At 71.6% G+C, this 25,602-nt stretch carries 22 protein-coding genes; 15 read left to right on the top strand and 7 right to left on the bottom strand.

What is annotated here, in order from left to right:
• Positions 1-985: 985 nt before the first annotated feature.
• Genes ACQP04_RS26045 through ACQP04_RS26020 form a run of 6 tightly spaced genes read right to left on the bottom strand, consistent with a single transcriptional unit; the run spans position 986 to position 6,568 of the window.
• Positions 986-2,176 carry an NAD(P)/FAD-dependent oxidoreductase gene (locus ACQP04_RS26045; RefSeq protein ID WP_433503199.1) on the bottom strand — a complete coding sequence of 397 codons (1,191 nt, stop codon included), beginning with the start codon at positions 2,174-2,176 and terminating at the stop codon, positions 986-988.
• 29 nt (positions 2,177-2,205) lie between these two features.
• Positions 2,206-2,994 carry an SDR family oxidoreductase gene (locus ACQP04_RS26040; protein ID WP_433503198.1) on the bottom strand — a complete coding sequence of 263 codons (789 nt, stop codon included), beginning with the start codon at positions 2,992-2,994 and terminating at the stop codon, positions 2,206-2,208.
• On the bottom strand, positions 2,991-3,335 hold the full coding sequence (locus tag ACQP04_RS26035; RefSeq protein ID WP_433503197.1) for a non-heme iron oxygenase ferredoxin subunit: 345 nt from the start codon (positions 3,333-3,335) through the stop codon (positions 2,991-2,993). The genes ACQP04_RS26040 and ACQP04_RS26035 overlap by 4 nt, the downstream gene beginning before the upstream one ends.
• A gap of 16 nt (positions 3,336-3,351) precedes the next feature.
• Complete coding sequence (locus tag ACQP04_RS26030) at positions 3,352-3,858, bottom strand: aromatic-ring-hydroxylating dioxygenase subunit beta (RefSeq protein ID WP_433503196.1); 507 nt, start codon at positions 3,856-3,858, stop codon at positions 3,352-3,354.
• Positions 3,855-5,168, bottom strand: a complete 1,314-nt coding sequence (locus ACQP04_RS26025) for an aromatic ring-hydroxylating oxygenase subunit alpha (RefSeq protein ID WP_433503195.1) — start codon at positions 5,166-5,168, stop codon at positions 3,855-3,857. Before ACQP04_RS26025 ends, ACQP04_RS26030 begins: the two co-directional genes overlap by 4 nt.
• A 29-nt stretch (positions 5,169-5,197) precedes the next feature.
• Complete coding sequence (locus ACQP04_RS26020; RefSeq protein WP_433503194.1) at positions 5,198-6,568, bottom strand: MFS transporter; 1,371 nt, start codon at positions 6,566-6,568, stop codon at positions 5,198-5,200.
• A gap of 257 nt (positions 6,569-6,825) precedes the next feature.
• Here ACQP04_RS26020 and ACQP04_RS26015 point away from each other — a divergent pair, with 257 nt between their 5' ends.
• Positions 6,826-7,107 carry a hypothetical protein gene (locus ACQP04_RS26015; RefSeq protein WP_433503193.1) on the top strand — a complete coding sequence of 94 codons (282 nt, stop codon included), beginning with the start codon at positions 6,826-6,828 and terminating at the stop codon, positions 7,105-7,107.
• Positions 7,104-8,168, top strand: a complete 1,065-nt coding sequence (locus ACQP04_RS26010) for an extradiol ring-cleavage dioxygenase (protein WP_433503192.1) — start codon at positions 7,104-7,106, stop codon at positions 8,166-8,168. Before ACQP04_RS26015 ends, ACQP04_RS26010 begins: the two co-directional genes overlap by 4 nt.
• A 12-nt stretch (positions 8,169-8,180) precedes the next feature.
• Here ACQP04_RS26010 and ACQP04_RS26005 read toward each other — a convergent pair whose 3' ends face one another.
• Positions 8,181-8,990, bottom strand: a complete 810-nt coding sequence (locus tag ACQP04_RS26005) for an IclR family transcriptional regulator (protein WP_433503191.1) — start codon at positions 8,988-8,990, stop codon at positions 8,181-8,183.
• A 140-nt stretch (positions 8,991-9,130) separates the two neighbouring features.
• On the opposite strand from ACQP04_RS26005, the gene ACQP04_RS26000 reads away from it, so the two are divergent.
• From ACQP04_RS26000 to ACQP04_RS25940, 13 genes are all read left to right on the top strand, one after another.
• Positions 9,131-10,141 carry an amidohydrolase family protein gene (locus ACQP04_RS26000; RefSeq protein ID WP_433503190.1) on the top strand — a complete coding sequence of 337 codons (1,011 nt, stop codon included), beginning with the start codon at positions 9,131-9,133 and terminating at the stop codon, positions 10,139-10,141.
• Positions 10,142-10,160: 19 nt separating this feature from the next.
• A complete protein-coding gene (locus tag ACQP04_RS25995; protein WP_433503189.1) occupies positions 10,161-11,132 on the top strand; it encodes an alpha/beta fold hydrolase in 972 nt (323 codons plus the stop codon).
• 33 nt (positions 11,133-11,165) lie between these two features.
• A complete protein-coding gene (locus ACQP04_RS25990; protein ID WP_433503188.1) occupies positions 11,166-12,005 on the top strand; it encodes a 2-keto-4-pentenoate hydratase in 840 nt (279 codons plus the stop codon).
• A gap of 13 nt (positions 12,006-12,018) precedes the next feature.
• Positions 12,019-12,963: an acetaldehyde dehydrogenase (acetylating) gene (locus ACQP04_RS25985; protein WP_433503187.1), complete on the top strand. Its 945-nt coding sequence runs from the start codon at positions 12,019-12,021 to the stop codon at positions 12,961-12,963.
• Positions 12,963-13,985 (top strand): 4-hydroxy-2-oxovalerate aldolase, encoded by a 1,023-nt coding sequence (gene dmpG, locus ACQP04_RS25980; RefSeq protein ID WP_433503186.1) that lies wholly within the window; start codon positions 12,963-12,965, stop codon positions 13,983-13,985. The genes ACQP04_RS25985 and dmpG overlap by 1 nt, the downstream gene beginning before the upstream one ends.
• Positions 13,986-14,205: 220 nt before the next feature.
• Positions 14,206-14,973, top strand: a complete 768-nt coding sequence (locus tag ACQP04_RS25975; protein WP_433503185.1) for an ABC transporter ATP-binding protein — start codon at positions 14,206-14,208, stop codon at positions 14,971-14,973.
• Between the two features lie 166 nt (positions 14,974-15,139).
• A complete protein-coding gene (locus tag ACQP04_RS25970; protein ID WP_433503184.1) occupies positions 15,140-16,348 on the top strand; it encodes an MlaD family protein in 1,209 nt (402 codons plus the stop codon).
• Positions 16,345-17,727: an MlaD family protein gene (locus tag ACQP04_RS25965; RefSeq protein WP_433503183.1), complete on the top strand. Its 1,383-nt coding sequence runs from the start codon at positions 16,345-16,347 to the stop codon at positions 17,725-17,727. The genes ACQP04_RS25970 and ACQP04_RS25965 overlap by 4 nt, the downstream gene beginning before the upstream one ends.
• Positions 17,724-19,010, top strand: coding sequence for an MlaD family protein (locus ACQP04_RS25960; RefSeq protein ID WP_433503182.1), 1,287 nt, complete (start codon positions 17,724-17,726; stop codon positions 19,008-19,010). Before ACQP04_RS25965 ends, ACQP04_RS25960 begins: the two co-directional genes overlap by 4 nt.
• Complete coding sequence (locus ACQP04_RS25955; protein WP_433503181.1) at positions 19,007-20,386, top strand: MlaD family protein; 1,380 nt, start codon at positions 19,007-19,009, stop codon at positions 20,384-20,386. Before ACQP04_RS25960 ends, ACQP04_RS25955 begins: the two co-directional genes overlap by 4 nt.
• Before the next feature lies 1 nt (position 20,387).
• Complete coding sequence (locus ACQP04_RS25950; protein ID WP_433503180.1) at positions 20,388-21,755, top strand: MlaD family protein; 1,368 nt, start codon at positions 20,388-20,390, stop codon at positions 21,753-21,755.
• Between the two features lie 5 nt (positions 21,756-21,760).
• Complete coding sequence (locus ACQP04_RS25945) at positions 21,761-23,071, top strand: MlaD family protein (RefSeq protein WP_433503179.1); 1,311 nt, start codon at positions 21,761-21,763, stop codon at positions 23,069-23,071.
• Positions 23,068-25,599, top strand: coding sequence for an RND transporter (locus ACQP04_RS25940; protein ID WP_433503178.1), 2,532 nt, complete (start codon positions 23,068-23,070; stop codon positions 25,597-25,599). The genes ACQP04_RS25945 and ACQP04_RS25940 overlap by 4 nt, the downstream gene beginning before the upstream one ends.
• Positions 25,600-25,602 lie beyond the last annotated feature (3 nt).

Below are 25,602 nucleotides of genomic sequence, written 5' to 3'. Positions count from 1 at the left end.
GGCAGCGTGACGACCGCTGCCGGACAGGCTCCGGGCCGGTGATGTCGACATCCGGGGTGAGCCAGAGGAGCATTCGCGGCCCTGAGCTGGGGACGGGCGATAGGTGAGCCATAAGTCCTCTTCGTCGAGGAGGCGGTGCCGCCAGGTGAGGCTAATTCGACTCTAGGCAAACATAGATGCATGATTCAAGCCTGCGGGCGACCGGACAGCCACCGACACCGTTGCCGAGCAACATCGGGCAAGAACCTGCATCGCTGTTGGCGGCGCTCGGAACGCGTCGATCGAAGGCGCGATGAAGTGTTGCCCGGGACGATGCAGTGCGCTCCGTACCTCGTCGTGACCGAGTGGGAAGGGCGCCGCGACGATCTGGTCGACTCCTACCGCCACTCTACCTTCATGGGGGCGGGACTCATGCCGCCACCTGGACCTTCACGCTGGCCGCCCGGACGCGGGGCCTCGGCACGGCGTGAACGAGATTGCACCCGCAGTTCGAGGACGAGGTCGCACAGGTCCTCGACATCCCGTACAACCAGGTCATCAGGCGCGTCTCACGCCGGTGGCCCACGTCCTCGGCACGCGCCCCACGCCGCTGGAGTCGTCTTGCACTGGGGCACCGGGTGAGCCCGGTCAGCGGCCTCGGAACCGACCTGTAGGACATCGCCACCGCCGAGGCGCGGTATCTCCTCTTCAGTGACCAGCAGTGGCCGGACATGCGCGTGCTGTTCGCCGACGTCGCCGTCTTCGACCGTCCGACCCTAGGCCAGTCCGACGACCCGTCTGCCGCCATGGACGCGGTGGCGGCCCTCCTTGACCCGTTCTGGGCCCGGGCACGAGGCGGCAGTCCGGACATCACGCTGACCTCGCCGCTTACCGCCACTGCAGTGTCGCGACGTCCTCGACGAGCAGGCTGCCGGAGCACCACGGCCTGGTGCGCACCTTCGGGCACACCTCGTTGTGTAGAGCACCTACCGAGAGCTCCGAGGTCTCAGCGGCCCGCCTTGCGCAGGTCGACAGTGGGGTCAGCCAGGTCGGCGGGGGAGACCGATACACCTCGGGCGATCAGCCGGCGGGCCACACGCAGAGCCTTACCGCCGTCGATCGCTGCGCACCCGACCAGCACCCCGGTGGCGCTCAGGCGGAAGGCGACCGTCTCTCCACGCAGCACAGTGGATCCGGGTGCCACCATGCTGCCGACCGCCTCGACGTGGACCCCGTAGCGATCGCTCCAGAACCACGACGGCGGGCGCTCCGGCGGCTCCTCGCCCAGGAGCCCGCACGCCGCCGCGGCACCGCTGAGCATCGCGGCCTCCCAGTGCTCGCTGCGCCTCTGCACGGTGCCGTCCGCGGCACGGACGCGGATCCCGTCGCCCGCGGCCCGGATCGCTGGGTTCGCCGTGCGACCCAGCTCGTCGACGACGGTGCCGCCGTCCCACTCGACGCCGACCGACTCCGCCAGGGAATCGTCCACCTCGAGCCCGATCGCGGCGAGCACCAGGTCCGCCGGGATCGACCGCCCGTCCAGCTCCACCCGCAAGGCGGAGCCGTCCGGTACGACCGCGCTCGGTGCGCCCTCGACGACCTCCACCCCGTGGGTGGCGTGCATGCCGTGCAGAACCTCGGCGAGCTCCGCGCCCACGGCCGGCACCAGCGGGACCGGTACCGGATCGACGAGGACGACCGAGGCCCCCGCCTTCGTGGCGGTCGAGGCGACCTCGGCGCCGATCAGCCCGGCCCCGACGATGACCAGCCGGACCCCCGGGCGCAGTGCCTCGCGGAGCGCGTCGGCGTCCGCCCGGTCTCGCAGCGCCACCACGCCGGGCAGGTCACTGCCGGGGATGGGGAGCCGGCGGGCGCGTCCGCCGGTCGCCAGCACGACGGCGTCGGCGTCGAGCGTCGTCCCGTCGCGGAGCACGACCGACCCGTCCGCGACCTTGGTCGCCACGTCCTCGACGATGTCCACGGAGTTCTCCGCGTACCACTCCGGCGGGGCGAGGTGCAGGTCGCCGATCTCGGTCTCGCCCGCCAGGTACCCCTTGGAGAGCGGAGGCCGGTCGTACGGCAGTCCCTGCGGATCGACGATCCGCAGGGCGCCGTCGAAGCCGCGAGAGCGCAGCTCACGGGCGACGGTGAAGCCCGCCAGCCCGCCCCCGACGACGGTCACCGAGCTGATGGACACTGAACCTCCTCGTGGTGGCCCTCGATGCTTCAGAGCATCGAGCTGCCGCCGTTGACGCTGATCGTCTGGCCGGTGATGTACGAGGCCTCCTCCGACGCGACGAACGCGACGGTGGCGGCGACCTCGGTGACGGTGCCCGGCCTGCCCATCGGGATGGTCGAGCGCATCTGATCCATGAACGCGGCCCAGTCGGCGCGTTCCACCTCGGGCGACGCCGCGATCCGCGCGTCCGCCTCCGGCGTGGTGATCCACGCGGGCGCCACCACGTTGACCGTGATGCCCTTCCCGGCGTACTCACGTGCGAGCCCGGTGGCCACTGCGTGTACGCCGCCCTTCGCGGCGTTGTAGATCGCGTGCCGGTACAGGCCGTTACGCACGGACTCCGCGCCGACGTTGACGATCCGCCCGTACCCCGCAGCCGACATCACCGGCAGCGCGGCGAGCGTGCAGTACAGCGTGGTCCAGAGGTTGCGGTCGACGGTCGCCCGCAGCGTCTCCTCGGTGTGCTCGGAAGTGGCCCGGATGACGCCGCCGCCCGCGCAGTTGACCAGCACGTCGAGCTTCCCGAAGCGCTCCCCGGCCGCGTCGATCAGGGCTTGCGCGTCGGTATGACGGCTCAGGTCGCCGAGCGCGGTGTGCACCCGGCCCGGGGCGTCGGCGGACAGTTTCGCGGCGATGGCGTCGAGCCGGTCGCGGTCGACGTCCCCGAGCACGACGGACGCGCCCTCGGCCACCAGCCGCTCGGCGATGCCCGAGCCGATCGGGCTGGCGCCGCCGGTGACGACGGCGACCCGCTCGGTGAAGCGCTCGGCGATCACGCCTCCTCCCCGGTCGGCTCGACGTAGACCTTCCCGTCCTCCACCGTGGTGGCGTAGCGGCGCAGGTTGATGGTGGCCGGGAAGCACAGCGCCTTCCCGTTCCGGACGTCGAACCGGGCGTTGTGCAGGGTGCAGGTGATCTCGAAGCCGTCGAGGTCACCCTCCTCGCCCAATGACCACTTCTCGTGGGTGCAGGTGTCCGAGGTCGCGTAGAACTCGTCCCCGACCCGGTAGACCGCGATCGGCTCCCGGTCCGTCTCGACGGCGAGACTGTCGCCGTCCTCGAGGTCGTCGACCTCGCAGGCGAGGATCCGCTCGGTCATGGTTCCGTGCTGGGTCATGCGTCTCCTCCCTCGTTCAGAGGACGAACGAGATCTTTCCCTGGGGGTCCAGCCGGTCGTGGGCCAGAACGCTCTTCTTCCGGCGGATCAGGAAGCCGTCGGCTGCCGGGAGCAGCTCGTAGTGGTGGCGTCCGACGTACTGGTCGAACTTGCCCGCCTTCATCCGGGAGACGATGAAGTTGGCCTCGACCAGCAGCGCGTCGGCGCGTCGCTCCGTGATCCTGACGTTGCCGATGATCCGGCTGGTCTGGGAGTGCGGGAACTCGGCGTGCGCCGCCGGCTTCTTGAGCCGGATGATCCGCTGCTCCAGCATGGTGCGGCGGTCGTGGATGAGCGACCAGGTCAGTCCGGGGTCGGCATCCGGGGCGTCGGTGGCGGGCACCTCGTAGGTGCAGTCGAGGGTGAACAGCTCGATCCACTCCTCGAGCCGCCAGTCGTCGAGCAGAGCGGCCTCGTGGAAGAGGAAGTCCTCGACCTCGGCCCGGGTGACGTCCGCGACGGGGCGGGCTTCGACGGTGGTCATCGGGCCTCCTGCGGAATGCGGGTCTCGAACGGCACGAACTCCTCGACCTCGCGCGGACGCTCGGTCCCGGTCATGACGTAGTCCCACTGGCGCCACCAGGCGCGCATCTGGAGCTCGTCGTTGGCGGCGGGCCGGGCCTTGCCCATGCCCTTGGAGATGTCCGAGAGCCGGACCTCGCGACGGGCGCTGAACCCGCGCTGGGCCTGCTCGAGGGCCTCGACGTCGTCCGGGGTGGCGAGTCCTGCCGGACCCCAGAAGGTGAGGGCGTTGTCGATCCGGTACTGGAGCGACTCCCGGTCGAGGCCCTTCGGGGCGACCTGCCAGCTGGTGACGTGGGTGCGGTCCGGGCCCAACGGCATGATCGTGCGGATGATCAGGCCGAAGTTCAGGTCGATGAGCACGAAGTTGGGGAAGTAGATCGAGTTGCGGGCGAGGTTGAAGACGGCCGTGGCGTACTCCTCGCCGTGCCGGGCGACGGCCTTGCCGCGCAGCTCGGCGAGCGAACGGGCGACCTGCTCGTTGGCCAGCGGCAGTCCGTTGCCCGGGTACATGAGCGTGGCGTTCCCGTTGCCGAACTCGGTGCCGATGCCGGCGGGCGGCACGCCGTTCACGGTGCCCTCGCCGAGCATGGGCGGGGTCTGGCCGAGCTCCATCATCATCTCGAAGTAGGTGTGGTGCACCGACTTCGCGTGGTAGCCGTCGACGCTGTTCTCGACGAGCAGCTTCCAGTTCGCGTTGAGGGTGTAGTTGTGCGAGCCCTCGAGGATCTCGATGCCGTCCTCCGCCTGGTCCGTGGCGAGGTCGAAGAGGTAGGCCGAGTTGCCGAGCCAGGAGCGCAGGTCGGGGGCGTCGGCGGAGAAGTTGACGAAGTAGAAGCCGCGGTAGTTCTCCAGCCGCGGCGAGTGCAGGCCGCCGTAGACGTCCGCGGGGGCGGCGGCGTAGTCCTCGCCGGCCGGGACGTTCACCAGCTCGCCGGAGTTGCGGTAGGCCCAACCGTGGTAGAAGCAGGTGAAGATCTTGGCGTTGCCCTTGCTGTGCCTGCATACCGAGGCGCCCCGGTGCAGACAGGTGTTGAGCAGGACGCGGACGTCCCCGTGCCGGTCGCGGTTGAAGATGACCGACCGGCCGCCGACGTCCCTCGTGCGGAAGTCGTTCTTCTTCGGCAGTTCGGACTCGTGGCCGACGTACAGCCACGCGTCGGCGAAGATCAGCTCGCGTTCGCGCTCGAAGATCTCCTGCGAGGTGAAGACCTCGCGGTCGACCTGGAACAGCGAGTCCTTGCGGTTGTCGATCACGTACGGTTCGGGCACGGGGACTCCGTTTCCTTCTCGAGGTGCGCTCAGGCCGGTTCGGCTGCCGGCCGCACCGCGATGTCGTCGGCCGCCGAGGCGGCGGCGAGGGTGTCGTCGAGCGACCGGCCGCGGGTCTCGCGGAGTGCGGCGACGCTCAGGGTGGCCACGAGGGCGAAGACGGACAGCAGGATCGCCACGCCGATGCCGCCGAAGGAGGCGAGCAGCGGGGCCGCGACGATCGAGGGGATGGACCCGCCGACGGCACTACCCAGGTTGAAGGCGGCACCGGTGCCGGTGGACCGGTAGTCGGTGCGGAAGATCTCGGGCATGTAGGCGGTCATCGTGCTGCTGGTGATGCCGACGGCGAACAGGGCCAGGGAGATCGCCAGCCCGAGCAGCACCGGGTTGCGGGTGTCCGCCAGCGGGAAGAGGGCGAACGCCCAGAAGACGCCGAAGCCGTTGGCCAGCAGCATCGTCCGTCGCCGGCCGAGCCGGTCCGCGAGCGATCCGCCCAGCACCGTACCCGCGATGCAGAACACGATGGCGACCAGCGTGACGGTCAGCGTGACGTTGCGGGACAGCTCCAGCGCGTTCGTGGCGTAGTTGATCAGGAAGACGGCGCAGACGGTGAAGAAGGGCTGCCAGAACAGGATGGCGCCCGCCGCCAGCAGCATCTGCTTGGGCTGGTTGCGCAGCAGCTCGGCGATCGGCAGCTTGGCCTTCGCCGCGGCGGCGGCCCGCTCCTGGGCGGCGCGGAAGATCGGGGTGTCGGCGACACCGAGGCGCACCCACAGGCCCACCGCCACCAGCACCACGCTGAGCAGGAACGGGATGCGCCAGCCCCAGGCGAGGAACGTCTCGTTGGACATGGTGAACCCGGTGATCAGGAACGTGACGGTCGCGACCAGCAGGCCGCCGGAGGTGCCCAGCGACGGGGCGAGCGCGTACAGTCCGCGCTTCTTCGGCGGTGCGTACTCCCCGACGAACAACGCGGCGCTCGACCACTCGCCGCCGACCGCGAGGCCCTGCAGGAAGCGCAGGACGATCAGGATGATCGGCGCGGCCACCCCGATGGTCGCCCCGGAGGGCAGGATCCCGATCAGGATGGTGGAGATCCCCATCATGAGCAGGGTGGCGACCAGGGTGGCCTTGCGTCCGATCCGGTCGCCGATGTGGCCGAAGACGACGCCGCCGAAGGGGCGCGCCACGAACGCCACGGCGAAGGTCGCGAACGAGGCCGCGGTCGCCGCGGCCGCGCCGAGCTCAGGGAAGAACACCTTCGGGAAGACCAGCGCCGCGGCCGTCCCGTAGATGAAGTAGTCGTAGTACTCGATCGTGGTGCCGAGGAAACCGGCTCCGACGACCCGGCGCAGGGTCTTCGGGTCGGTGGGGGGAACTGCCGTCGTTGGCGAGCTCATGGGTCCGTCCTCAGGTCGACGCTCTCGCGGGGACTGCTCGGGAGGGGCACGACGCTAGGGAGACGACAGCGGGACGTGACGGCCCGGTTCCGGCGGCTGGAACCGATCGGGTGTACCCGACGGCCCGGGTTCCGGGCGCTGGAACGGACCGTACGGAGCCGCGGAACTCCGGCTAGCGTCGCGAGTCCGTTCCCATCGACGCGAAGCGGGCCGGCGGTTGCCGGCCGCGGCGACGCGATCCCCGCCCCGGAGAAGTGATGCGCATCGTCGACCATCTCAGGCCCGACGGCCCCGACAAGATCCTGCACGTGCGATCGGTCGGGTGCGACGTCAACATCATCGTCGGGACGCACGACCCGAACGGGGTCCCCTTCACGACCGTCGAGGTCCTCCCGCACGAGCCGGACGACGAAGGCGTCCGCTGGATGCACCTCGGCACATCCAGCGTCGTGGTGATGCCGGTGTCGGACGCGTCCGCGTTCGTCGTCCCGGAGACCCCTGCCGACAGCACGGCCACACACGGAGAGGCACGACGGTGAGCCAGTTCCTCGGTATCGGCATGACGCACTACCCGCTGCTCGCGGGCACCGACGAGCACATGGCGGGCCTGCTGCGCTGGACCCTGACCGACCCCGACATCCCGGAGGCGGAGAAGGATCCCGCCAACTGGCCGGACGCGATGCGGGAGGAGTGGGGCGACGACCAGGGACGGTCGTCGGCGGCGGGCCATCGGGCGAAGCTGTTGGAAGGCCTGCGGAAGTGTCGGGCCGCCCTCGACGAGTTCCAGCCGGATGTGGTGGTCGTCTGGGGCGACGACCAGTACGAGAACTTCCGCGAGGAGGTCGTCCCGCCCTTCTGCGTGCTGGCCTACGACGACCTGCAGGTGCCGGCGTTCGAGGTGATGAACGAGCGGGGCAGCCCCAACGCCTGGGGGCTGCCGGACGACTTCGAGATCACCCTGCACGGGGACGCGCGGCAGGCCAAGGCGCTGGCCGACGGGCTAATCCACCAGGGCGTCGACATGGCGTACTCGTACCGGAAGCGGGCTGGTGCGCACTTCCCGCACGCGATCCTGAACACGCAGCTGTTCCTCGACTACGACCACGCGGGCGCCGAGCTCCCGTACAAGCTCCTGCCGATCACCGTGAACTGCTACGGGCAGCACGCGATCGCCCGGAAGGGTGGCCTCGCCCGCTTCGCCGACATCGAGACCGAGACGCTCGACCCCTCGGGACCGACGCCGGCGCGCTGCATGCAGGTCGGCGCGGCGATCGCGCGCTACTTCCGCGACACCGACCTGAAGGTCGCGTTCGTGGCCTCGTCGAGCTGGTCGCACGCCTTCCTCGCGGACGCGCTGTGGCACATCCGGCCGGACACCGCCGCCGACGAGCGGCTCTACGAGCTGCTGGTCGAGGAGAACTACGACGAGCTGGCGAAGACGACCAGCCGCCAGGTCGTGGAGGCGGGGCAGCACGAGATCCTGAACTGGTTCTGCCTGCTCGGCGCGGTGCGGGAGCTGAAGCTCCCGCGGCAGTGGTCCACGATCGTCACGACGGACGTGTTCAACTCCAACAAGCCGTTCGCGCTCTACGGGGAGTGAGGCGTGCCCGGGTCAGTCGGTGCCGGGGAACCAGATCTCGTTCCCCTGGGCCAGCTCGCGCTGGTTGTCCCGGCTGATCCGGTCGGCCGTGACCGCGACTGCGTCGACCAGAGCTCGGTCCACGGCCGCGTCCTCCGAGGTCGTGGACACCGAGATCGCGCCGACCGCCCGGTCCTTGATCACGATCGGGGAGGCGACGCAGGTGACGTCCGGATGCGACTCGCCGCGGGCGACCGCCACCCGGCGCCGTCGGATGGTGCGCAGCTGGACCAGCAGGTCGCCCGGGTTGGTGATGGTGTTCGGAGCAAGCTTCTCGAACGGCCCGTCGAGGACCGTCTCGAGTTCCTCCGGACTCACGAACGCCAGCATGGCCTTACCCAGGGCAGTCGCGTGCGCGGGGAGCTCCGTACCCGGGCTCGCCGATGGCAGGTCGTGCCCGGGCACCACGAACCGCTCGACGAAGATCACCCGCCCGGCTCGGAGGCCGCCGAGATGCACGTGCCGCCGCGACCAGCGGTGCAACGATCCGAGGTGGGGGAGCGCGCACTGGCGGAGGCTCTCGATCGGCATCGCGGACGCCAGTCTGCGCATCGGGAGGCCGACCTTGAACCCGGAGCCGTGCGGCTCGATGACGCCGAGGGGGATCAGCCGGTTCACCAGCCGGTGCACGGTCGACTTCGGGAGCCCGCTGGCGCGGGAGATCTCGGTGAGGGTCAGCACCCGTTGCTCCGGGCCGAAGGTCGCGAGCACGTCGAACGCCTTCGACAGGATCGAGGCAGGCTGCTCCGGGGTGCCGGGGGAGTACTCCTGCAGCGTCGTCACCACTACCTCCTGCTCGGCGGCGAACAGCGGACGTTCCAGCCACTAGAACGGGAACATTCGTAATTCTGCCACCATGACTAGCGTTCGCACCACGACGGAACGTGCGAGCAGCGTTCTCTAGGAACCTCGAAGGTGAGTACATGATCGACGCATCCGCCGTCGACGTCCACGCACATCATCTGGGCACCGACCTGACGGACTTCCCGGGGCTCGCGCCGAGGCTGGTCGTCGACGACGCCGCCTCGGGCCGGATCCTGTGCGGCGAGGCGACGTTCCGCAAGGTGACCTCCGTGCTCTGGTCCGTGCCGGACCGGCTCGCCGAGATGGACCGCGCCAAGGTCAGCCATCAGGTCGTCTCGCCGGTGCCGGTGACCATGGAGTTCGCGGCCGAGCCGGACGCCGACCCGGCCTACGCACGTGCCATCAACGACTCGATCGCCGCCGCCTGCGCGGGGTCGGAGGGTCGGTTGCTCGGGCTCGGGATCCTGCCCTTCGGCACCCCGGACGTCGTCGTCGGCGAGCTCGAGCGGTGTACGGGGCTGGGCCTGCGTGGTGTCGAGGTCGGCACCCGGATCGGCGAGCTGGACCTCGATGCTCCCGAGCTGGCGGACTTCTGGGCCGCCTCTGTCGCCGCGGACGTCTGCGTCTTCGTGCACCCGGTCCTGGGCGGCACGGGCGTCGTCCGCCGGCCGGGCCAGCCCTTCGACCTCGGCCTCGGGATGCTCGCCGACACCGCGATCGCTGCGTCGTCGCTCGTGTTCGGCGGGATTCTCGAGCGCCACCCCGATCTTCGCGTCGCGCTGGCCCACGGCTGCGGTGCCTTCCCGTGGGCCTACCCCCGGCTGCGGGTCGCCGCCGGCCTCGGCGGCGAGCCGCAGCCGGAGCTCTGGGACGCCCTGACCCGGCGGCTGTACGCCGACAGCCTCGTGTTCGACGACGAGCACCTGCGGCTGCTCGTCCACCGCTTCGGTGCCGATCGCCTGCTGCTGGGCAGCGACGCACCCTTCTTCCCCGACCAGCTGGCGAAGTCCATGGCCGCACTCGACTCGGCGCGGGCATCCGGCGCCCTGCCACCGGAGGCCGGCCCCGATCTCCTCGCCCGCAACGCGCTCGAGTACCTCGGGCTCGCGGGCGACCCCTCACACCGATAGCGAAGAGAGAAGGACGCTGATGGCCCTCACGGACGAGAACCTCGTCGAGGTCCCCGGTATGGCGAGTCGCTGGGTGCGGCTGGCCGACGGCTCCCGGGCCCACTACATGACGGCGGGCGAGCACGGCCCTGCGGTCGTGCTGCTGCACGGGGGCCTCCCCGGTTCGTCGGGCCTGGCGGGGTGGCGGTTCATGGCCCCGTACCTCGCGGACAAGGGCTTCCGGGTGTACTGCCCGGACATGCCCGCGTTCGGGCTCTCCGACGTGCGCGAGGAGTACTGGCCGAAGGGGATGGAGAGCTTCGTCGACTTCATCGGGCAGTTCGTCGACGCGCTCTGCCTGGACCGCTTCCACCTCGCCGGCAACTCCATGGGCTGCATGAACACCGTGAACTACATGGTGTCCCGGCCGGATCGGGTGATCAGCTTCGCGCTGATCGCCGGTGACGTCGGGGACGTCGTCCCCGAGGAGATCGCGCCGCCCAAGGGCCAGTTCCACATGACGGCCTACGACGGCACCCGCGAGGGCATGCGCACGATGATGACCGCCATCATCCACCGCGAGGAGGCCGTGAGCGACGATCTCGTGGAGATGCGCTACCTGTCGGCCAAGGACCGGCTGGCGGCCCACCAGCAGTTCTGGCCGACCCTGCTGCAGTACCGGCACATCATGCCGTGGACGGACCAGAACCGGGCGGCGCGGCTGGCCACGAAGGGCCGGCTGGACCGACTCGACATCCCCGGCATCTACCTCTACGGCCGTCAGGACATCCTGACCCCGGTCGAGTGGGGCCACGTGCAGGAGGACCATCTGCCGAACGTGCAGTTCTTCTACCCGGACGACTGCGGGCACCAGGGCCAGACGGACCGGCCCGACCTGTTCAACCCGATCTTCGCCGAGTTCTTCGCGACGGGCACGGTGCCCGGCGAGCTGGCCGACGCGGCGGGCGTCTCGGACCGGCGTCCCGAACTCCCGCTGGTCAAGCGCGGCTGACCGCCGCTCCCCGAACGACGGAAGGTGTCGATCATGCCCGTGCACCCGGGCGTCGAGCAGGCAGCCGATCGGCTGCTGAACGCCGCGCGCACCCGCACTCCGTGCGTCCCCGTCCGGGACGTGCTCCCCGACGGCAGCGCCGAGACCGCCTACGCGGTCCAGAACATCCTGACCGCGAACTCGCTCGCCGCGGGCCGACGGATCGTCGGCCGCAAGGTGGGGCTGACCTCGCCCGCGGTGCAGCAGCAGCTGGGCGTCGACCAGCCGGACTTCGGTGTCCTCTACGCGGACATGGAGGTCCCCGACGGCGGTGTGGCGGACTCGTCGCTGCTGCTCCAGCCCAAGGTCGAGGCCGAGATCGCGTTCGTGCTGTCCGCCGATCTCGACTCGCAGGACATCGACGATGCGGCCGTCCGGGCGGCGACCGAGTACGTCGTGCCCGCTCTGGAGATCGTCGACAGCCGCATCGCGGGCTGGGACATCACCTTCGCCGACACCGTCGCGGACAACGCGTCGAGCGCGATGTATGTGCTCGGTTCAGCGCACAGCTCGCTCGACGGACTGGACCTCACCGCCGTGCGGATGACCCTGCTCGACGGTGAGGGCGAGACGGTCAGCAGCGGGACCGGGGCGGCGTGCCTCGGCGACCCGGTGTCCGCGGTGCTGTGGCTGGCCAGGACCTGTCGTGACCTCGGATCCCCGCTGCGCGCGGGCGAGGTCGTGCTGTCCGGGGCACTCGGGCCGATGGTCCCCGCCGCCCCGGACGGCGTGTACTCGGCGACGTTGTCCGCGCTGGGCACCGTTTCCGTCGCGTTCTCCGGCCCGGGGACCACGGTGGAGACCGAGCGCCGTTCCGCGAGCGTTACGAGCTGAGAGAGGGACACCCATGAAGACGAAGGTCGCGATCGTCGGGTCCGGGAACATCGGCTCCGATCTGATGATGAAGGTCATCCGGCTCTCGGAGACGCTGGAGATGGGGGCGATGGTCGGCATCGACCCCGGGTCCGACGGTCTGGCCCGGGCGAAGCGGCTGGGCTTCGCCACCACCGCGGACGGGGTGAAGGGGCTGCTGGAGCTCCCCGTCTTCGCCGAGATCGGCGTCGTGTTCGACGCGACCTCGGCGAAGGCCCACGTCGCGAACGCTGCGCTGCTGGAGCCGCACGGCAAGATCCTCGTGGACCTCACACCTGCGGCGATCGGGCCCTTCGTGGTGCCCGCGGTGAACCTCGAGGACCACAAGGACGCGCGCAACGTCAACATGGTGACCTGCGGCGGCCAGGCGACCATCCCGATGGTCGCCGCCGTGTCCCGGGTGACGGACGTGCCGTACGCCGAGATCGTCGCGTCCATCGCCTCGAAGTCCGCGGGGCCGGGTACGCGGGCGAACATCGACGAGTTCACCGAGACCACCAGCAAGGCGATCGAGGTCGTCGGTGGGGCCACCCGGGGTAAGGCGATCATCGTCCTGAACCCCGCCGAGCCTCCCATGATCATGCGTGACACGGTGCTCTGCCTGGCCGGCGGCGGAGACCCGGAGGAGATCAAGGCGAGTGTGGCCGAGATGCACGCCGAGGTGTCCCGGTACGTGCCGGGCTACCGGCTCAAGCAGCAGGTGCAGGTCGACCCGATCCCGGACGACGAGCCGCTGACCATGTTGATCGGGGACGGTCCGCGCCCGCGGTGGCGGGTGTCGGTGTTTCTCGAGGTCGAGGGCGCGGCGCACTACCTGCCGTCGTACGCGGGCAACCTGGACATCATGACCTCGGCCGCGCTCCGCACCGCCGAGCAGCTCGTCGCGGCGGCCGGTGCGCAGAAGGCGGAGGTGGCGTGATGGCCGAGCAGCCGGTGCTCTACATCCAGGACGTGACCCTGCGGGACGGCATGCACGCCGTTCGGCACCGAATGAGCCCGGAGAGCGTCAAGGCCATCGCCGCGGCTGTCGACAAGGCCGGGGTGGACGCGATCGAGGTCGCCCACGGCGACGGCCTGGCCGGGGCCAGCCTGACCTACGGGCCCGGCAGCAACACCGACTGGGAGTGGATCAGGGCCGCGGCGGACGTCGTCGAGAACGCCAAGCTCACGACCCTGCTGCTGCCGGGCATCGGCACGATCGAGGAGCTGGAGAAGGCCCACGACCTGGGCGTCGTGTCCGTGCGGGTGGCCACCCACGCCACCGAGGCCGACATCGCGATCCAGCACATCGGCAAGGCCCGCGAGCTGGGCATGGACGTGTCCGGATTCCTGATGATGTCGCACATGGCGCCCGCCGCGGAGCTGGCGACGCAGGCGAAGATCATGGAGGACGCGGGCGCGCACTGCGTGTACGTGACCGACTCCGGCGGCCGACTGACGATGCGGGACGTCCGGGACCGGGTCCGTGCCTACCGAGACGTGCTGGAGCCGACCACCCAGATCGGTGTGCACGCCCACGAGAACCTCTCGCTGTCGGTGGCCAACTCGGTCGTGGCCGTCGAGGAGGGCGTGACCCGGGTCGACGCCTCGCTCGCGGGGCACGGCGCCGGGGCGGGGAACTGTCCGATCGAGGCGTTCATCGCGGTTGCGGACATCTACGGGTGGAAGCACGGCTGCGACCTGTTCGCCCTGCAGGACGCCGCGGACGACATCGTCCGCCCGCTGCAGGACCGCCCGGTCCGGGTGGACCGCGAGACCCTCACCCTCGGCTACGCGGGCGTGTACTCCAGCTTCCTGCGCCACGCCGAGCGGGCCGCGACACAGTACGGTCTCGACACCCGGGAGATCCTGGTCGAGGTCGGCCGGCGCGGCATGGTCGGGGGCCAGGAGGACATGATCACCGACATCGCCCTGGACCTGGCGGCGGCCCGCAGGGCCTGACGTCTCCGGTTCCGACGCGCCCGGGCCGCCCTCGCGGGGTGGCCCGGGCGTTCGTCGTTCCGGTAGTACACGCCCGCGATAACAGTGCTCCGAAGGGGTGTAAGTCACTATCCCCTGGGGGGACGTACCCCGGCGGCAACCGGCGCAGACTCGTCCTCGTTCCCGCTCCGCCGCCCACCGACGGGCAGGCGGACGCTCCCCGAACGAAGGCGCTGCAACGATGCACGCCGGCAAGCCGCACACCATGGAGGTGCGCGGGGTCCACAAGACCTTCGGCTCCTTCAAGGTCCTCCAGGGGCTGGACCTGCAGTTCGCCGACGACGCCATCACCACCGTCCTCGGCCCGTCCGGCACCGGCAAGTCGGTGCTGATCAAGCACCTCGTGGGGCTTCTCGAGCCGGACGCGGGCGAGGTCAAGGTGTTCGGACAGGACCTCTGGAAGGTCTCCGAGAACGAGCGGTACGCCATCCGAAAGCGCATGGGGGTGCTGTTCCAGGACGGCGCCCTGTTCGGTTCCCTGAATATTTACGACAACACCGCCTTCCCGCTCCGGAAGCACACCGACAAGAGCGAGGACGAGATCCGGGAGATTGTCATGGCGCGCTGTATCGAGGTCGGCCTCGAGCGCTCCCTGCACAAATTCCCGAACGAGGTCTCCGGTGGAATGCGAAAGCGTGCCGGATTCGCGCGGGCGATGGTCCTCAATCCGGACATCGTGTTCTTCGACGAGCCGGACTCGGGCCTCGACCCTGTCCGCACGAGCCTGCTGAACGACCTCATCCTGCAGATGCATGCCGAGCACGGCGGCACGTATCTGCTGGTCACGCATGACATTCGGACTGCGCGCAAGGTGAGCGACTACGTCGGCGTGCTCTGGCAGGGCAAGGTCGTGCACTACGGGGAGGCCGAGGAGGCCTTCAATTCCCCCGATCCGTTCGTCCGCCAGTTCCTGGCGGGTGATTCAGCGGGTCCGCTCGGTATGGACTGACGTCGCCACGATCCCATTTGAAGGTGGTGCCCCGATTCGGGGTGCCACCTTTCTCGTATGTCCACAAAGAGCGTCTCCGATCGGGTGAACGCGCGATTCTTTGCGAATCCTCATGGAACCCCTTCTCGTTGCCCGGGATGTGAGAAACATTCGTCGGGCGCTGCTCGTGGGCGTCGCCGCAACGCTGGTCTCCGGAGCCCTCGTCGGTGCCGGCGCGACGAGCTCCTACGAGGTGCACGCCGTGCTGCCGTCCGCGGTCAACATCGTGGAGGGGGGTGCGCTGCTGGTGAACGGCTTCGAGGCCGGTTCGGTGTCGAGGATCGAACCCCGGGACGGCAAGGCGTACCTGACCCTCGACGTCGACCGCGCCGCCGCACCGCTGCACGAAGGCGCGTCGCTCACCATCACGTGGAAGGCTGTGCTCAGCGAGCGCTCGGTGCAGATCGTCGACGGGCCGGCGGGCAACGCCGAGATCCCCGACGGGGGCACCCTCGTCGGCGCGATGCCGACGGCGACCGAGGTCGACGACGTCCTCGCCGCGCTCGACGAGCCCACTCGTGACCGCCTGAAGTCGCTGGTCGGGAACCTCGACGGGGCCCTCACAGGCAACGAGCAGAACCTCAACGCCACCTTGCGGACCTCCGGCCCCGCCGTCGAGGCGCTGGGCCGGGTCCTGCAGGCGGTGGGGACCGACGGCCCGGCGATCCGCAACCTCGTGACCCGGCTCGACACCATGATGGGCACCTTGAACGACCGGGACGCCCAGGTCCGCACGGTCATCGAGCAGCTCGGCGCGTTCACCGCGCAGAACGCCTCGCGGGACGGCCGGATCCGCGAGACGCTCGACGAGCTCCCGTCGACGCTGCGGACCGCGCGCGCCACGCTCGACAAGGTGCCGGGCACCGTCGACGAGGCCGTGCCGCTGCTGGACGACCTGCGTCCGGCCACCGAGAAGCTGGGTCCGGTCTCCCGCTCGCTGCGGCCCCTGCTGCAGGACCTGCGTCCGCTGACGGCGGACCTGCGGCCAACCCTCGCCGCCGCCCAGGACCTGCTCGACCGGACCCCCGGCCTGCTCGATGTCGGCCACGACACGATCCCCGGCCTCGGCACCGTGACCGCCGACCTCTCGGACCCGGCGCAGGTCCTGCGGCCGATGATGCCCGAGGCCATGGCCTGGTTCTCGCACTGGGGTTCCGCACACGCGAACTACGACAGCTTCGGCAACTACAGCCGGGTCTACTTCCAGGAGGGCTCGACCAGCGTGGACCGGATGCCCAGCGTGCTCCCGCCCGGCGTCACCTACGACCCGTACCCGGCGCCCGGTGCCTTCTCCGGCCAGCCGTGGTCCGACGCGTTCGGAGACGACCTGCGATGAACGGACCCACCATCCGAACCTCCGGACGCCGCCGCGGCCGGCTGGCCGCCGTCGCCCTGGCCCTCGTCGCCCTGTCCGGCACCGCCGCCGCCTCCGCGCCCGACGACTCCGTGGCGCGCTACACGGCGATCTTCACCGACGCGAGCCCGCTGCTCGTCGGCAACGACGTGCGGCTGGCCGGCATCAAGGTCGGCGAGATCGCCGACATGCAGGTCGCCGACGGCCACGCCCGGCTGACCCTGGACCTGGACAGGTCCGTGCTGCCCCTGCACACCGACACCCGGCTGACGGTGCGCCCGGTGTCGCTGCTCGGTGAGCGCTTCATCGACCTGGATCGCGGCACCGCGGCCGCGCCCGTGATGGCCGAGGGGACCGAGGTCCCCGTGACGCAGACGGGCCGCTCGACCGACCTCGACGAGGTGCTGGACGCGGTGGACGACCCCACCGGGCAGGCCCTGGCGGCGATGGTCGGCACGCTCGGCGACGGCCTCGAAGGCCAGGGCGCCGACGTGGATGCGGCGATCAAGGCCCTGCGCCCCGCGATGACGAACACCGCGGAGCTGGCCGACGTGCTGAACGAGCAGAACGACACGCTCAACAGCCTCGTCGACTCACTCGAGCCCGTGGCCTCCTCGCTGGCGGCCGACCAGGGCAGGTCCCTGGACCGGCTGGTGGACTCGGCGCACGGCCTGCTCGGCACGGCGGCGCAGCGCGAGCAGGGCCTGCGCGACTCCATCCAGGAGATGCCCGGAACCTTCGCGAGCGCCCGGAGCACCCTGGCCGAGCTGACCGGCGCGGCGCACGAGGCCACCCCCACGCTCCAGTCGCTGCGCCCGACCACGGACAACCTCGCCGAGGTCAGCCGGGAGCTGATCGCGTTCGCCGACTCGGCCGACCCCGCGCTGGCGTCGCTGGAGCCGGTGCTGCACCACGGTCGGGAGCTGCTCGACGCGGCACGACCGGTGGCCGCGGACCTGCGGGCGCAGGGACCGGACACGGTGAAGCTGGCCAACGGCGCCGAGCCGCTGGTCCGCGACCTCACCGACAACCGGATCAACGTCATGGAGTTCCTCAAGCGCTGGGCGCTGACCACGAACTCGAAGGACGGCCTGAGCCACTACTTCCGGGCGTACCTCTCGGTCACGCCGCAGAGCGTCACGGCCAGCATCCCGGGTGAGGGCGGCAACGCCGGCATCGGTGGCGTGGTCCCGCCGATCACCACCGAGCCGGGCGGTCAGCCCGTGCAGACGAACAACGGGAACCCGGACGGCCTGCTCACGCCACCGAGCGCCGACCCGGCCCCCGACGCCGGTGTCACCGGACTGACCCGGGAGCAGGAGGGCGGCGCCCTCGGCTTCCTCATCGGAGGGGACAAGTGACCTCGCAACGCACCCAGAACCGGCGACGGCGCCGGTCCACCCTGATCGGGGTGCTGGTCGTCGCCGTCCTCACCGCGGTCGTCCTGTTCGCCGTGACCGCCCAGCACGGGCTGCCGAGCTACCTCCCCGGGGTACAGCGCGGCGTCGTCAAGGCGGCGTTCAGCGACGCCGGCGCCCTACGGGTCGGCGACGACGTCCGGATCGCGGACGTCCGCGTCGGCTACGTGTCCGATCTCGACCTCGTGGACGGCACCCCGGTCGCGACGCTGCAGCTCGACGAGCAGCGCCCGGTCCACAGCGACGCGACCGCGGCCGTCGGCGCCCGGTCGGCGCTGGGCCAGAAGTACGTGGACCTCAACCCCGGCACCGAGGGCGCCGGGGACCTCGGCGACGCCGTGATCGGGCGGACCACGCCGTCGCAGGAGCTCGACACCCTGCTCAACGTGCTGGACGAGCCCACCCGCGAGGCGGCGGCCTCGACCCTGCGCGAGGTCGGCGGTGGCCTCGCGGGCCACAGCACCGACCTCAAGGACGGCATCGCGGCGCTGCCGACGATGCTCCCCGACCTCGGCACGGTGTCCGAGGCGCTGTCCGAGGACGGCGGCAGGAGCCTCTCCGACCTGCTGACCGACGCCGACCGGCTGGCCCGCTCCTTCGCCGACCGGCAGCAGAGCATCGCCGCGACCGTGCGGCACCTGGACCCGACGCTGGCCGCGGTGAACACCGGCGGCGGCGACCGGGCCCGCGAGGTGCTGGACCAGGCGCCGGAGACCATGCGCGAGGCGCGGGTCGCACTCGACGACCTGCGAGCCCCGCTGGCGTCCACCCGGGAGGCCGTCACGGTGGTTCGGCCGGGGGCCACCGCCCTCGGCGAGGCGACCCCCGACCTGCGCGGCGTGCTGCGCGAGGCGGTGACCCCGCTGGACAAGGTTCCGGGTGTCGCGGACAGCGCGGACCCGGCGGTCACCGATCTCACCCCGACCGTGAGCGACCTGCGGCCGCTGGCCCGCCAGCTCGGGACGACGATGGCCCAGGGCGCGCCCACGCTCGACTACCTCGGTGCCTACTCCGGCGACATCTCCAACTTCTTCACCTTCTTCGCCGACACCCTCTCGACCCGCGACCAACTGGGCCACGGCATCCGCATCTACCCGGTCGTGAAACCCGAGATGGTCCTGAACAACCTGCCCGTGGAGGACCCGACGGTGCACCGCGACGCGTACCCGGTGCCCGGCGGCACCTTCGACCACCACGCCACGACGGTGATCGGGGGCCGTCGGTGAGCCCCTCGACGACCCGCACGCGGCGCCGGCTCTCGCCGGTGGCCATCGGCACGATCTTCGTCGCCGTGGTGCTGGCCCTGTTCGTGATCCTGTTCTCGAAGGACAAGATCGCCACCCTGATCCGTGGCGGCGAGACGATCACCGTGCACTTCCCGGCGGACTACAAGCTCCGCGCGGACATCAGCGAGGTCAAGACGGCGTACGTGCCGGTCGGCGTCGTGAAGTCCGTGGACCGGGAGGACGACGGCACGGCGACGGTCCAGCTGAAGGTCGACGACGACGCCGTCGAGACCCTGGGGTCGGCCCCGAGCGCGACGGTGCGGGCGACGACCCTGCTGGGCGGCATCTACTTCGTCGACCTGCAGCCCGGGGGAGACCCCGGCCGCTTCGAGTCCGACGAGATCCCGATCGAGCGGGCGGAGGGCCCGACCGAGCTCGGCGACATCGTCCAGGCCCTGCAGCCGAACGCCCGGACGGGCCTGCAGCACACCATCGGCAACCTCGACGGCGCGCTCGACGAGAAGGGCACCGCCGCGCTGCGCAGGCTCACCGCCTCCGCCCCGGCCGCGATGGAGCCGGCCGCCCGGGTGCTCGACGCGGCGACCGGCACGTCGCCCGCCGACCTGACCCACGTGGTAGACGGCCTGGAGAACACCGCCCGCGTGCTCAACCAGAACGACGGCGAGCTGGCCGGGATCGTCACCGACCTCGCAAGCACCACCTCGGTACTGGGCAACCGGGCCGGCGACATCGCGACCACGCTCGACGGCCTGCCGGACACCCTCCGGACCGGCCGGGCCGGCCTCGAGCGGTTGGACGGGACCCTCGACACGCTCAAGGACACCGCCGGTGACCTGCGCCCGGTCGCGACGCAGCTCGACGACACCCTCGGCGAGCTCGACCCGGTGCTGAACAAGGCCCTGCCGCTCGTGCACGACAGCCGCGACCTGCTGGTGGACGCCCGGCCGCTCGTCGAGCAGCTGGTGCCGGACGCCTCGGGAGCCACGGACGTGCTCACCGACCTGCGCGGGCCGGTCCTCGACCGGGTGACCGGTCCGATCAACGACCTGCTGCAGAACCCGTACACCGGCTCCGGCCCGTACGACCAGACGAAGTCCGACCGCCCGCTGTACTGGGACGTCGTCTACACGATGGTGAACCTGGGCCGCTCGTCGGCGTACGAGGACTCCAACGGCGGGACGCTGGCCTTCCAGCCGGGCATCGGCGCCGGCTCGGTCTCCGGCCTGCCCGTCAGTCCCGACCAGATCGCCCAGACCTTGTTCGGCGGCACGTACCTCAACCCGCCCGTCGGCACGCTGCCCCCGGCCGACCGCGCCCCGGCGGGCACGGGCACCGGGCTGCTGGGAGGGAACTGACATGGCGACCGTGACAGAACCTCGCAAGCGCAACAGACTCTCGACGACGCTACAGCGAATCCGCCGCGAGCCGGGCCTGGGCCGCAACGTGGTCATCGTGATCGTGCTGCTGGTGCTGGCGCTGACGGCCGGCGGGATCATCCTCGGCAACCAGCGCTTCACCCCGCCCTGGGCGGACCGGTACACACTGTCCGCGGCTTTCGAGGGCGCCCCCGGCGTCTCGCCGGGCCACGGCCAGGAGGTCCGGATCGCCGGCGTGATCGTCGGCCAGATCACCGGCGCCGAGGTCGGCCCGGACGGCAAGGCCCGGATCACCATGGAGATGAACCCCGGCACCACCGTGTACGACAACGCCTCGCTGGTGCTGCGGCCGAAGAGCCCGCTCAACGAGATGTACGTCGAGATCGCCCCGGGCGGCCCGCCCGGCCGGATCCTGCCCTCGGGCTCGGACCTGCCCGCCGCGAACACCAAGCGGGCGGTCCAGGTCGACGAGGTGCTCGGCCACCTCGACGGGGACACCCGCTTCGCGCTCACCCAGCTGCTCGCCGAGTCGGACGTCGCGCTGGCGAGTGCCCCGGCCGAGCTGCCGGGCGGGCTCGACGCCACCGCGGACCTGACCGAGCGGCTCCAGCCGGTCGTCGCGCAGCTGGACCAGCGGCAGGAGATCCTGCGTCGGCTGGTCGGCGCGCTCGGGCAGATCTCCGCGGCCGTCGGGACCAACGACGTCCGGCTGACCGAGCTGACCGACTCGCTGCGCACCACGCTCGCCGCGGTCGCGCAGAACGACCAGCCGCTGGACCAGGCCCTGGCCCAGCTGCCGGACCTGTCCACTCAGCTCCGCAACGCGACCTCGGAGGTCCAGGGGCTGGCCGACCAGCTGGACCCGACCCTGCGCAACGTCCAGGCCGCCGCCGGCGACCTGCCGGACGCGTTGTCCCGGCTGGAGGGCACCGCCCACCAGCTCGACTCGTTCATCGACGCGGCGGAGCCCGCCGTTCAGGCGGCCAGGCCGGTGGTCGCCGACCTGCGGCCCTACGCGGCGGACCTCGGGGCGGCGCTGCCGCCGCTGCGCGGATCCACCCGGCGGCTGGAGCCCTTCACCGGCACCGTGCTGGACTACCTGCCGGACATCGGCGCCTTCTTCGTCCAGACCCGCGACTTCGTCTCCCTGCGGGACGCGAACGGCGGCATCCTCCGCGGCATCATCAGCCTCGACCCGGAGAACGCCCTCCCGCCGCCGGTCACGGTGGACGGTGACAGCAAGGCACCGATCACGGGCCCGAGCGGCCCCGGTGACCAGCCGGTCGCTGCCCCCGCGGTGCCCCAGGTCCTCGACCAGCTCCCCAACCCCGTGCTCGGAGGCAGGTGATCCGCATGTCCGCACGCCTCATGCGCCCCACGACGGTGCGCGCGATCGTGGTGGCCGTGTTCACGGCGCTCTGCGCGGTGATCTTCGGCTTCCTCTGGGTCAACTCCGGCGGTCGCGCCCCCGGTTACGACCCGAACCCGTACACGGTGTCGGTCGACGTTCCGCGGGTGGCCAATCTCGTGTACTTCGGCGACGTCATGATCGCCGGGGTCAAGGTCGGCAAGGTCGCCGACGTGACCGAGCAGGGGGACCACGCGAAGGTCCTGATGGCGCTCGACGAGTCCGTGGCGCCGCTGCACGAGGGCGCGGTCGTCCGGGTGCGGGCCAAGTCCCTGATCGAGGAGACCTTCCTCGAGATCGCCGACGGGACGGGCGCGGAGATCCCGCAGGGCGGCGCGCTGCCCGCCGGCTCCGCGCAGACCCCCACCCAGGTCAACGACGTCCTGACCAGCCTGGACGCGCCGACCCGCGAGCACCTCGGCAGCGCGATCCGCGCCGCGGGGCTCAGCACCGTCGACGGCCGGCAGGCTGTCTCCGACGCGGTGGCGGGCCTGGGCGACCTCGGCCGCAACGGCGAGGACGCCCTCGACGCCCTCGCCGCCCAGTCCGACGACCTCAAGAGCCTCACCGGCAAGACCGCGCAGGTCCTCGCCGCGCTCAACACCCAGCAGGGCCGGATCGGCGAGCTGGTGAGCAACGCGGACGCCATCACGGCCGCGACGGCGGACCGGGCCGGGCAGATCGAGGGACTGATGCGCGAGCTGCCCCCGGTGCTCACCACCGCCCGCGCCGCGTCGGACGACCTGTCCAGACTCTCGGGCTCGCTGGCTCCGGTGGCGGCGAACCTGCAGGCGGCGGCCCCGGACCTGTCCGCGGCCCTCGTCGAGCTGCCCGCGACCACGGCGGACCTGCGCGCCACCCTGCCGTCGCTGGACGGGACCCTGGACCGGGCGCCCGCCACGCTCGACCGGGTGCCGACCCTGACCGACGATCTCGACGGGCTGATCCCGCCGACGTCGGAGCTGCTTCGCGACGTCAACCCGGCGCTGGCCTACCTGCAGCCGTACGCGCCCGACGTGGCGGCGATGTTCCAGAACTTCGGTGCGGCGATGGACGGCGGAGACGCCCGCGGGCACCTGTTCCGCATCCTCCCGCTGATCAGCGAGCAGACGTTCAAGGGCTACCCGGTCCAGACGGACGCGCTGCCGCTGCGGACCCGGCAGAACCCGATCCCGGCGCCGGGTGCCGCGGCGCACCCGGGGGCGATCAACGACGCGCCCTACCCGCGGGTCGAGCGGGAGGAGCCTCCCCGATGACCCCGCAGCGTGTGTCGAGGACCGTGATCCGGTCAGCGCCGCGCCGCGCGGGGCGGGGCATGGTGGCCGGGTTCCGGGCGACCCCACGGCTCGTCGCCCGGACTCTCCTGGCCCTGGCTGGCCTGCCCCGTCTCCTGGCCCGGGCGGTTGGGGACGCCGCCCGGGCCGCCCGTCGGAATCCCCGACGGGCGTTGGCCCACACCGCCGCCGTCGCCGCGCTGACGGCGGTGGCGGGTGGGCTGGCCCAGCTGGGGGTCCAGACGGGCATGGACTCGTTCCTCCCCTCCGACGACCCCGCCGCGACCCAGTTCGACGCCTTCGCCCGCGACTTCGGTGGCGACCCCATCGTCGTGCTCCTGGAGACGGACACAGCGCGGGCGCTGCTCACGCCCGACGCACTGGGCAAGCTCGTCTCGACCGAGGGCGAGCTCTCCCGGCTGCCCGACGTGGCCGCGGTCTACGGGCCCGGCACCGTGCTCAACCAGATCGCCGGCCAGACCCAGGACCTGCTGGCGGAGCTGTCCGGCCGGCGGGACGCCGAACGGGTCCGAGCCGAGCAGAAGGCGAAGGACGCGGGCGCGGGCCCCGCGGAGGTGACCAGGCAGGGCGACGCCGCCGCGGGCACGTTCGACGAGCGCTACGCCTCGCTGCTCGCCCAGGGGCTGCCCGCCGGGCTGCCGACCCTGAAGAACCCGTCCTTCGCGGCGACCGTGGTGTTCGGCCCGGACGGCGCGGGTACCCCGGGCAGCGCCCCGCGGCCGCAGTGGCGGTTCGTGATCCCGTCCGAGAAGTCCGTCGCGATCCTGGTCCGGCCCCGGGAGGAGCTCGACGCCGCCGGGGCCGCGGCCCTGGCCGCGGGCGTGCGGGACGTCGCCGGAAAGCTCGACCTCGGCGCCGGCGTCCCGGTCCACCGGACCGTGTCCGGCGTGCCCGCCGTCGTCGCCGAGCTGTCGGACCGCACCCAGCGGAGCGCGCCGCTGCTCGGCGGGATCGCCGTGGCCGCGGTGGCCGGCTGCCTGCTGCTCGTCCGGTGGACGGAGCGGCGCAGGCGGCTCGTCCCGCTGCTCACGACCCTCACGGCGATCGCCGTGGTCCTCGCCGGCTACGGCTGGTTGGGCCAACCCGTCTCGCTCGGGGTGGTCGCGTTCCTCTCCGTGGTCCTCGGGGTGGGCTGCTACTACCCGACTTATCTCATGCTCGGCGCGGCCCGGCGAACGGTCCTCACCGTCGCCGCGGCCACCGCGCTGAGCTTCGCCACCCTCCTGCTCTCGCCGCTGCCGCTGGTCCGCGACCTCGGGGTCACGCTGGCGGCGGGGGTGCTGGTGGCCGCAGGCGTCGGTCTCCTCGCGCCTCGGCCGGCCGACGGCAGCTCCGGAATCGGTCCCGGTCCCGCCGGGCAGGGGGGAGTGCCGGCGGCCGCGGTCCACCGCCGCGGCCGCCGGTTCGCCGTCGCGGGCCTCATCGCCCTCACCGTCGCCGCGGGCGTCGGGTGGGCGGCGCTGCCCGCGATCGGCCTCCGCACGGACGTCACCCAGTTCGCCGCCGGGCTGCCCGGTGCGGACGAGGCCGAGCACGTCGAGGACGTGATCGGCTCCTCCGGCGAGGTGGCGCTCGTGCTGCGCGGCGCCGACTCCATCCGGCCCGAGGCCTACGCGTGGATGCAGCAGGCGCGCGACTCGGTGATCACCCGCTACGGCGACCAGCTCCGGGCGGCGCTCTCGCCGCCCGCGCTGCTGTCCTTCCTCGGCCCGTCGCCGACGGCCGAGCAGATCGCCTCGGGTCTGCGCCTGCTGCCGCGCTACCTGACCGGCGCGGTGCTCTCCCCGGACCACTCGACGGCGATTCTGAGCTTCGGGATGCGCCTGGACCGCCTCGACGACCTCGGCGCCGCGCAGACGGACCTCATGGCGGGCCTGCCGCCGGTGCCCCCGGGCTACGACGTCGAACTCGTCGGGTTGCCCGTCACCGCGCTGCGCGGCGCCGAGCTGGTCGACGCGGACAGGGTCTGGGCGAACGTGCTCGGTCTCGTCGCCGCCGGTCTGGTGCTGGCCGTCGGGCTGCCGCGGCGGCGGGACGCCGTCGTCGCGGTCGTCGCCGCCACGTTGGCGACGGGCTCCGGCCTGTTCCTGCTGTGGCTGACCGGCTCCGAGCTCAGCCCGCTGACCATCGCGCTCGGCTCGCTGACCGCGGCCGTCGGGTGCGAGTTCAGCGTGGTCCTCGCCGAGTCGGCGCGCCGCCGGGCGCGTGGCGGCCTCCGCCGCGCGGTCCCGCTGCTCGCGGCGGTATCCGCCGTCGGGTACGGCGCCCTGATGCTGTCCGACCTGCAGATCGTGCGGGAGTTCGGCGTGCAGCTCGCCGCTGCTGTCCTGCTCTCCGTGATCAGCGCCCAGCTGGTGCTGCGGGCACTCCCACCGCGGCTCCAGCCCACCCCGACCACCCCGACCGCCCCCACCCCGACCACCCCCACCCCGAACGACGACGGCGCCCCCGACCCCACCCGGGCCGTCCCGACCCTCGTACGGAGCTGAACC

Origin of the sequence: Pseudonocardia halophobica (assembly GCF_050948485.1) — a bacterium.
Taxonomy (GTDB): Bacteria; Actinomycetota; Actinomycetes; order Mycobacteriales; family Pseudonocardiaceae; genus Pseudonocardia; species Pseudonocardia halophobica.
The sequence above is the reverse complement of the archived record's forward strand: the minus strand, read 5'-3'. Positions and strand labels throughout refer to the sequence as shown.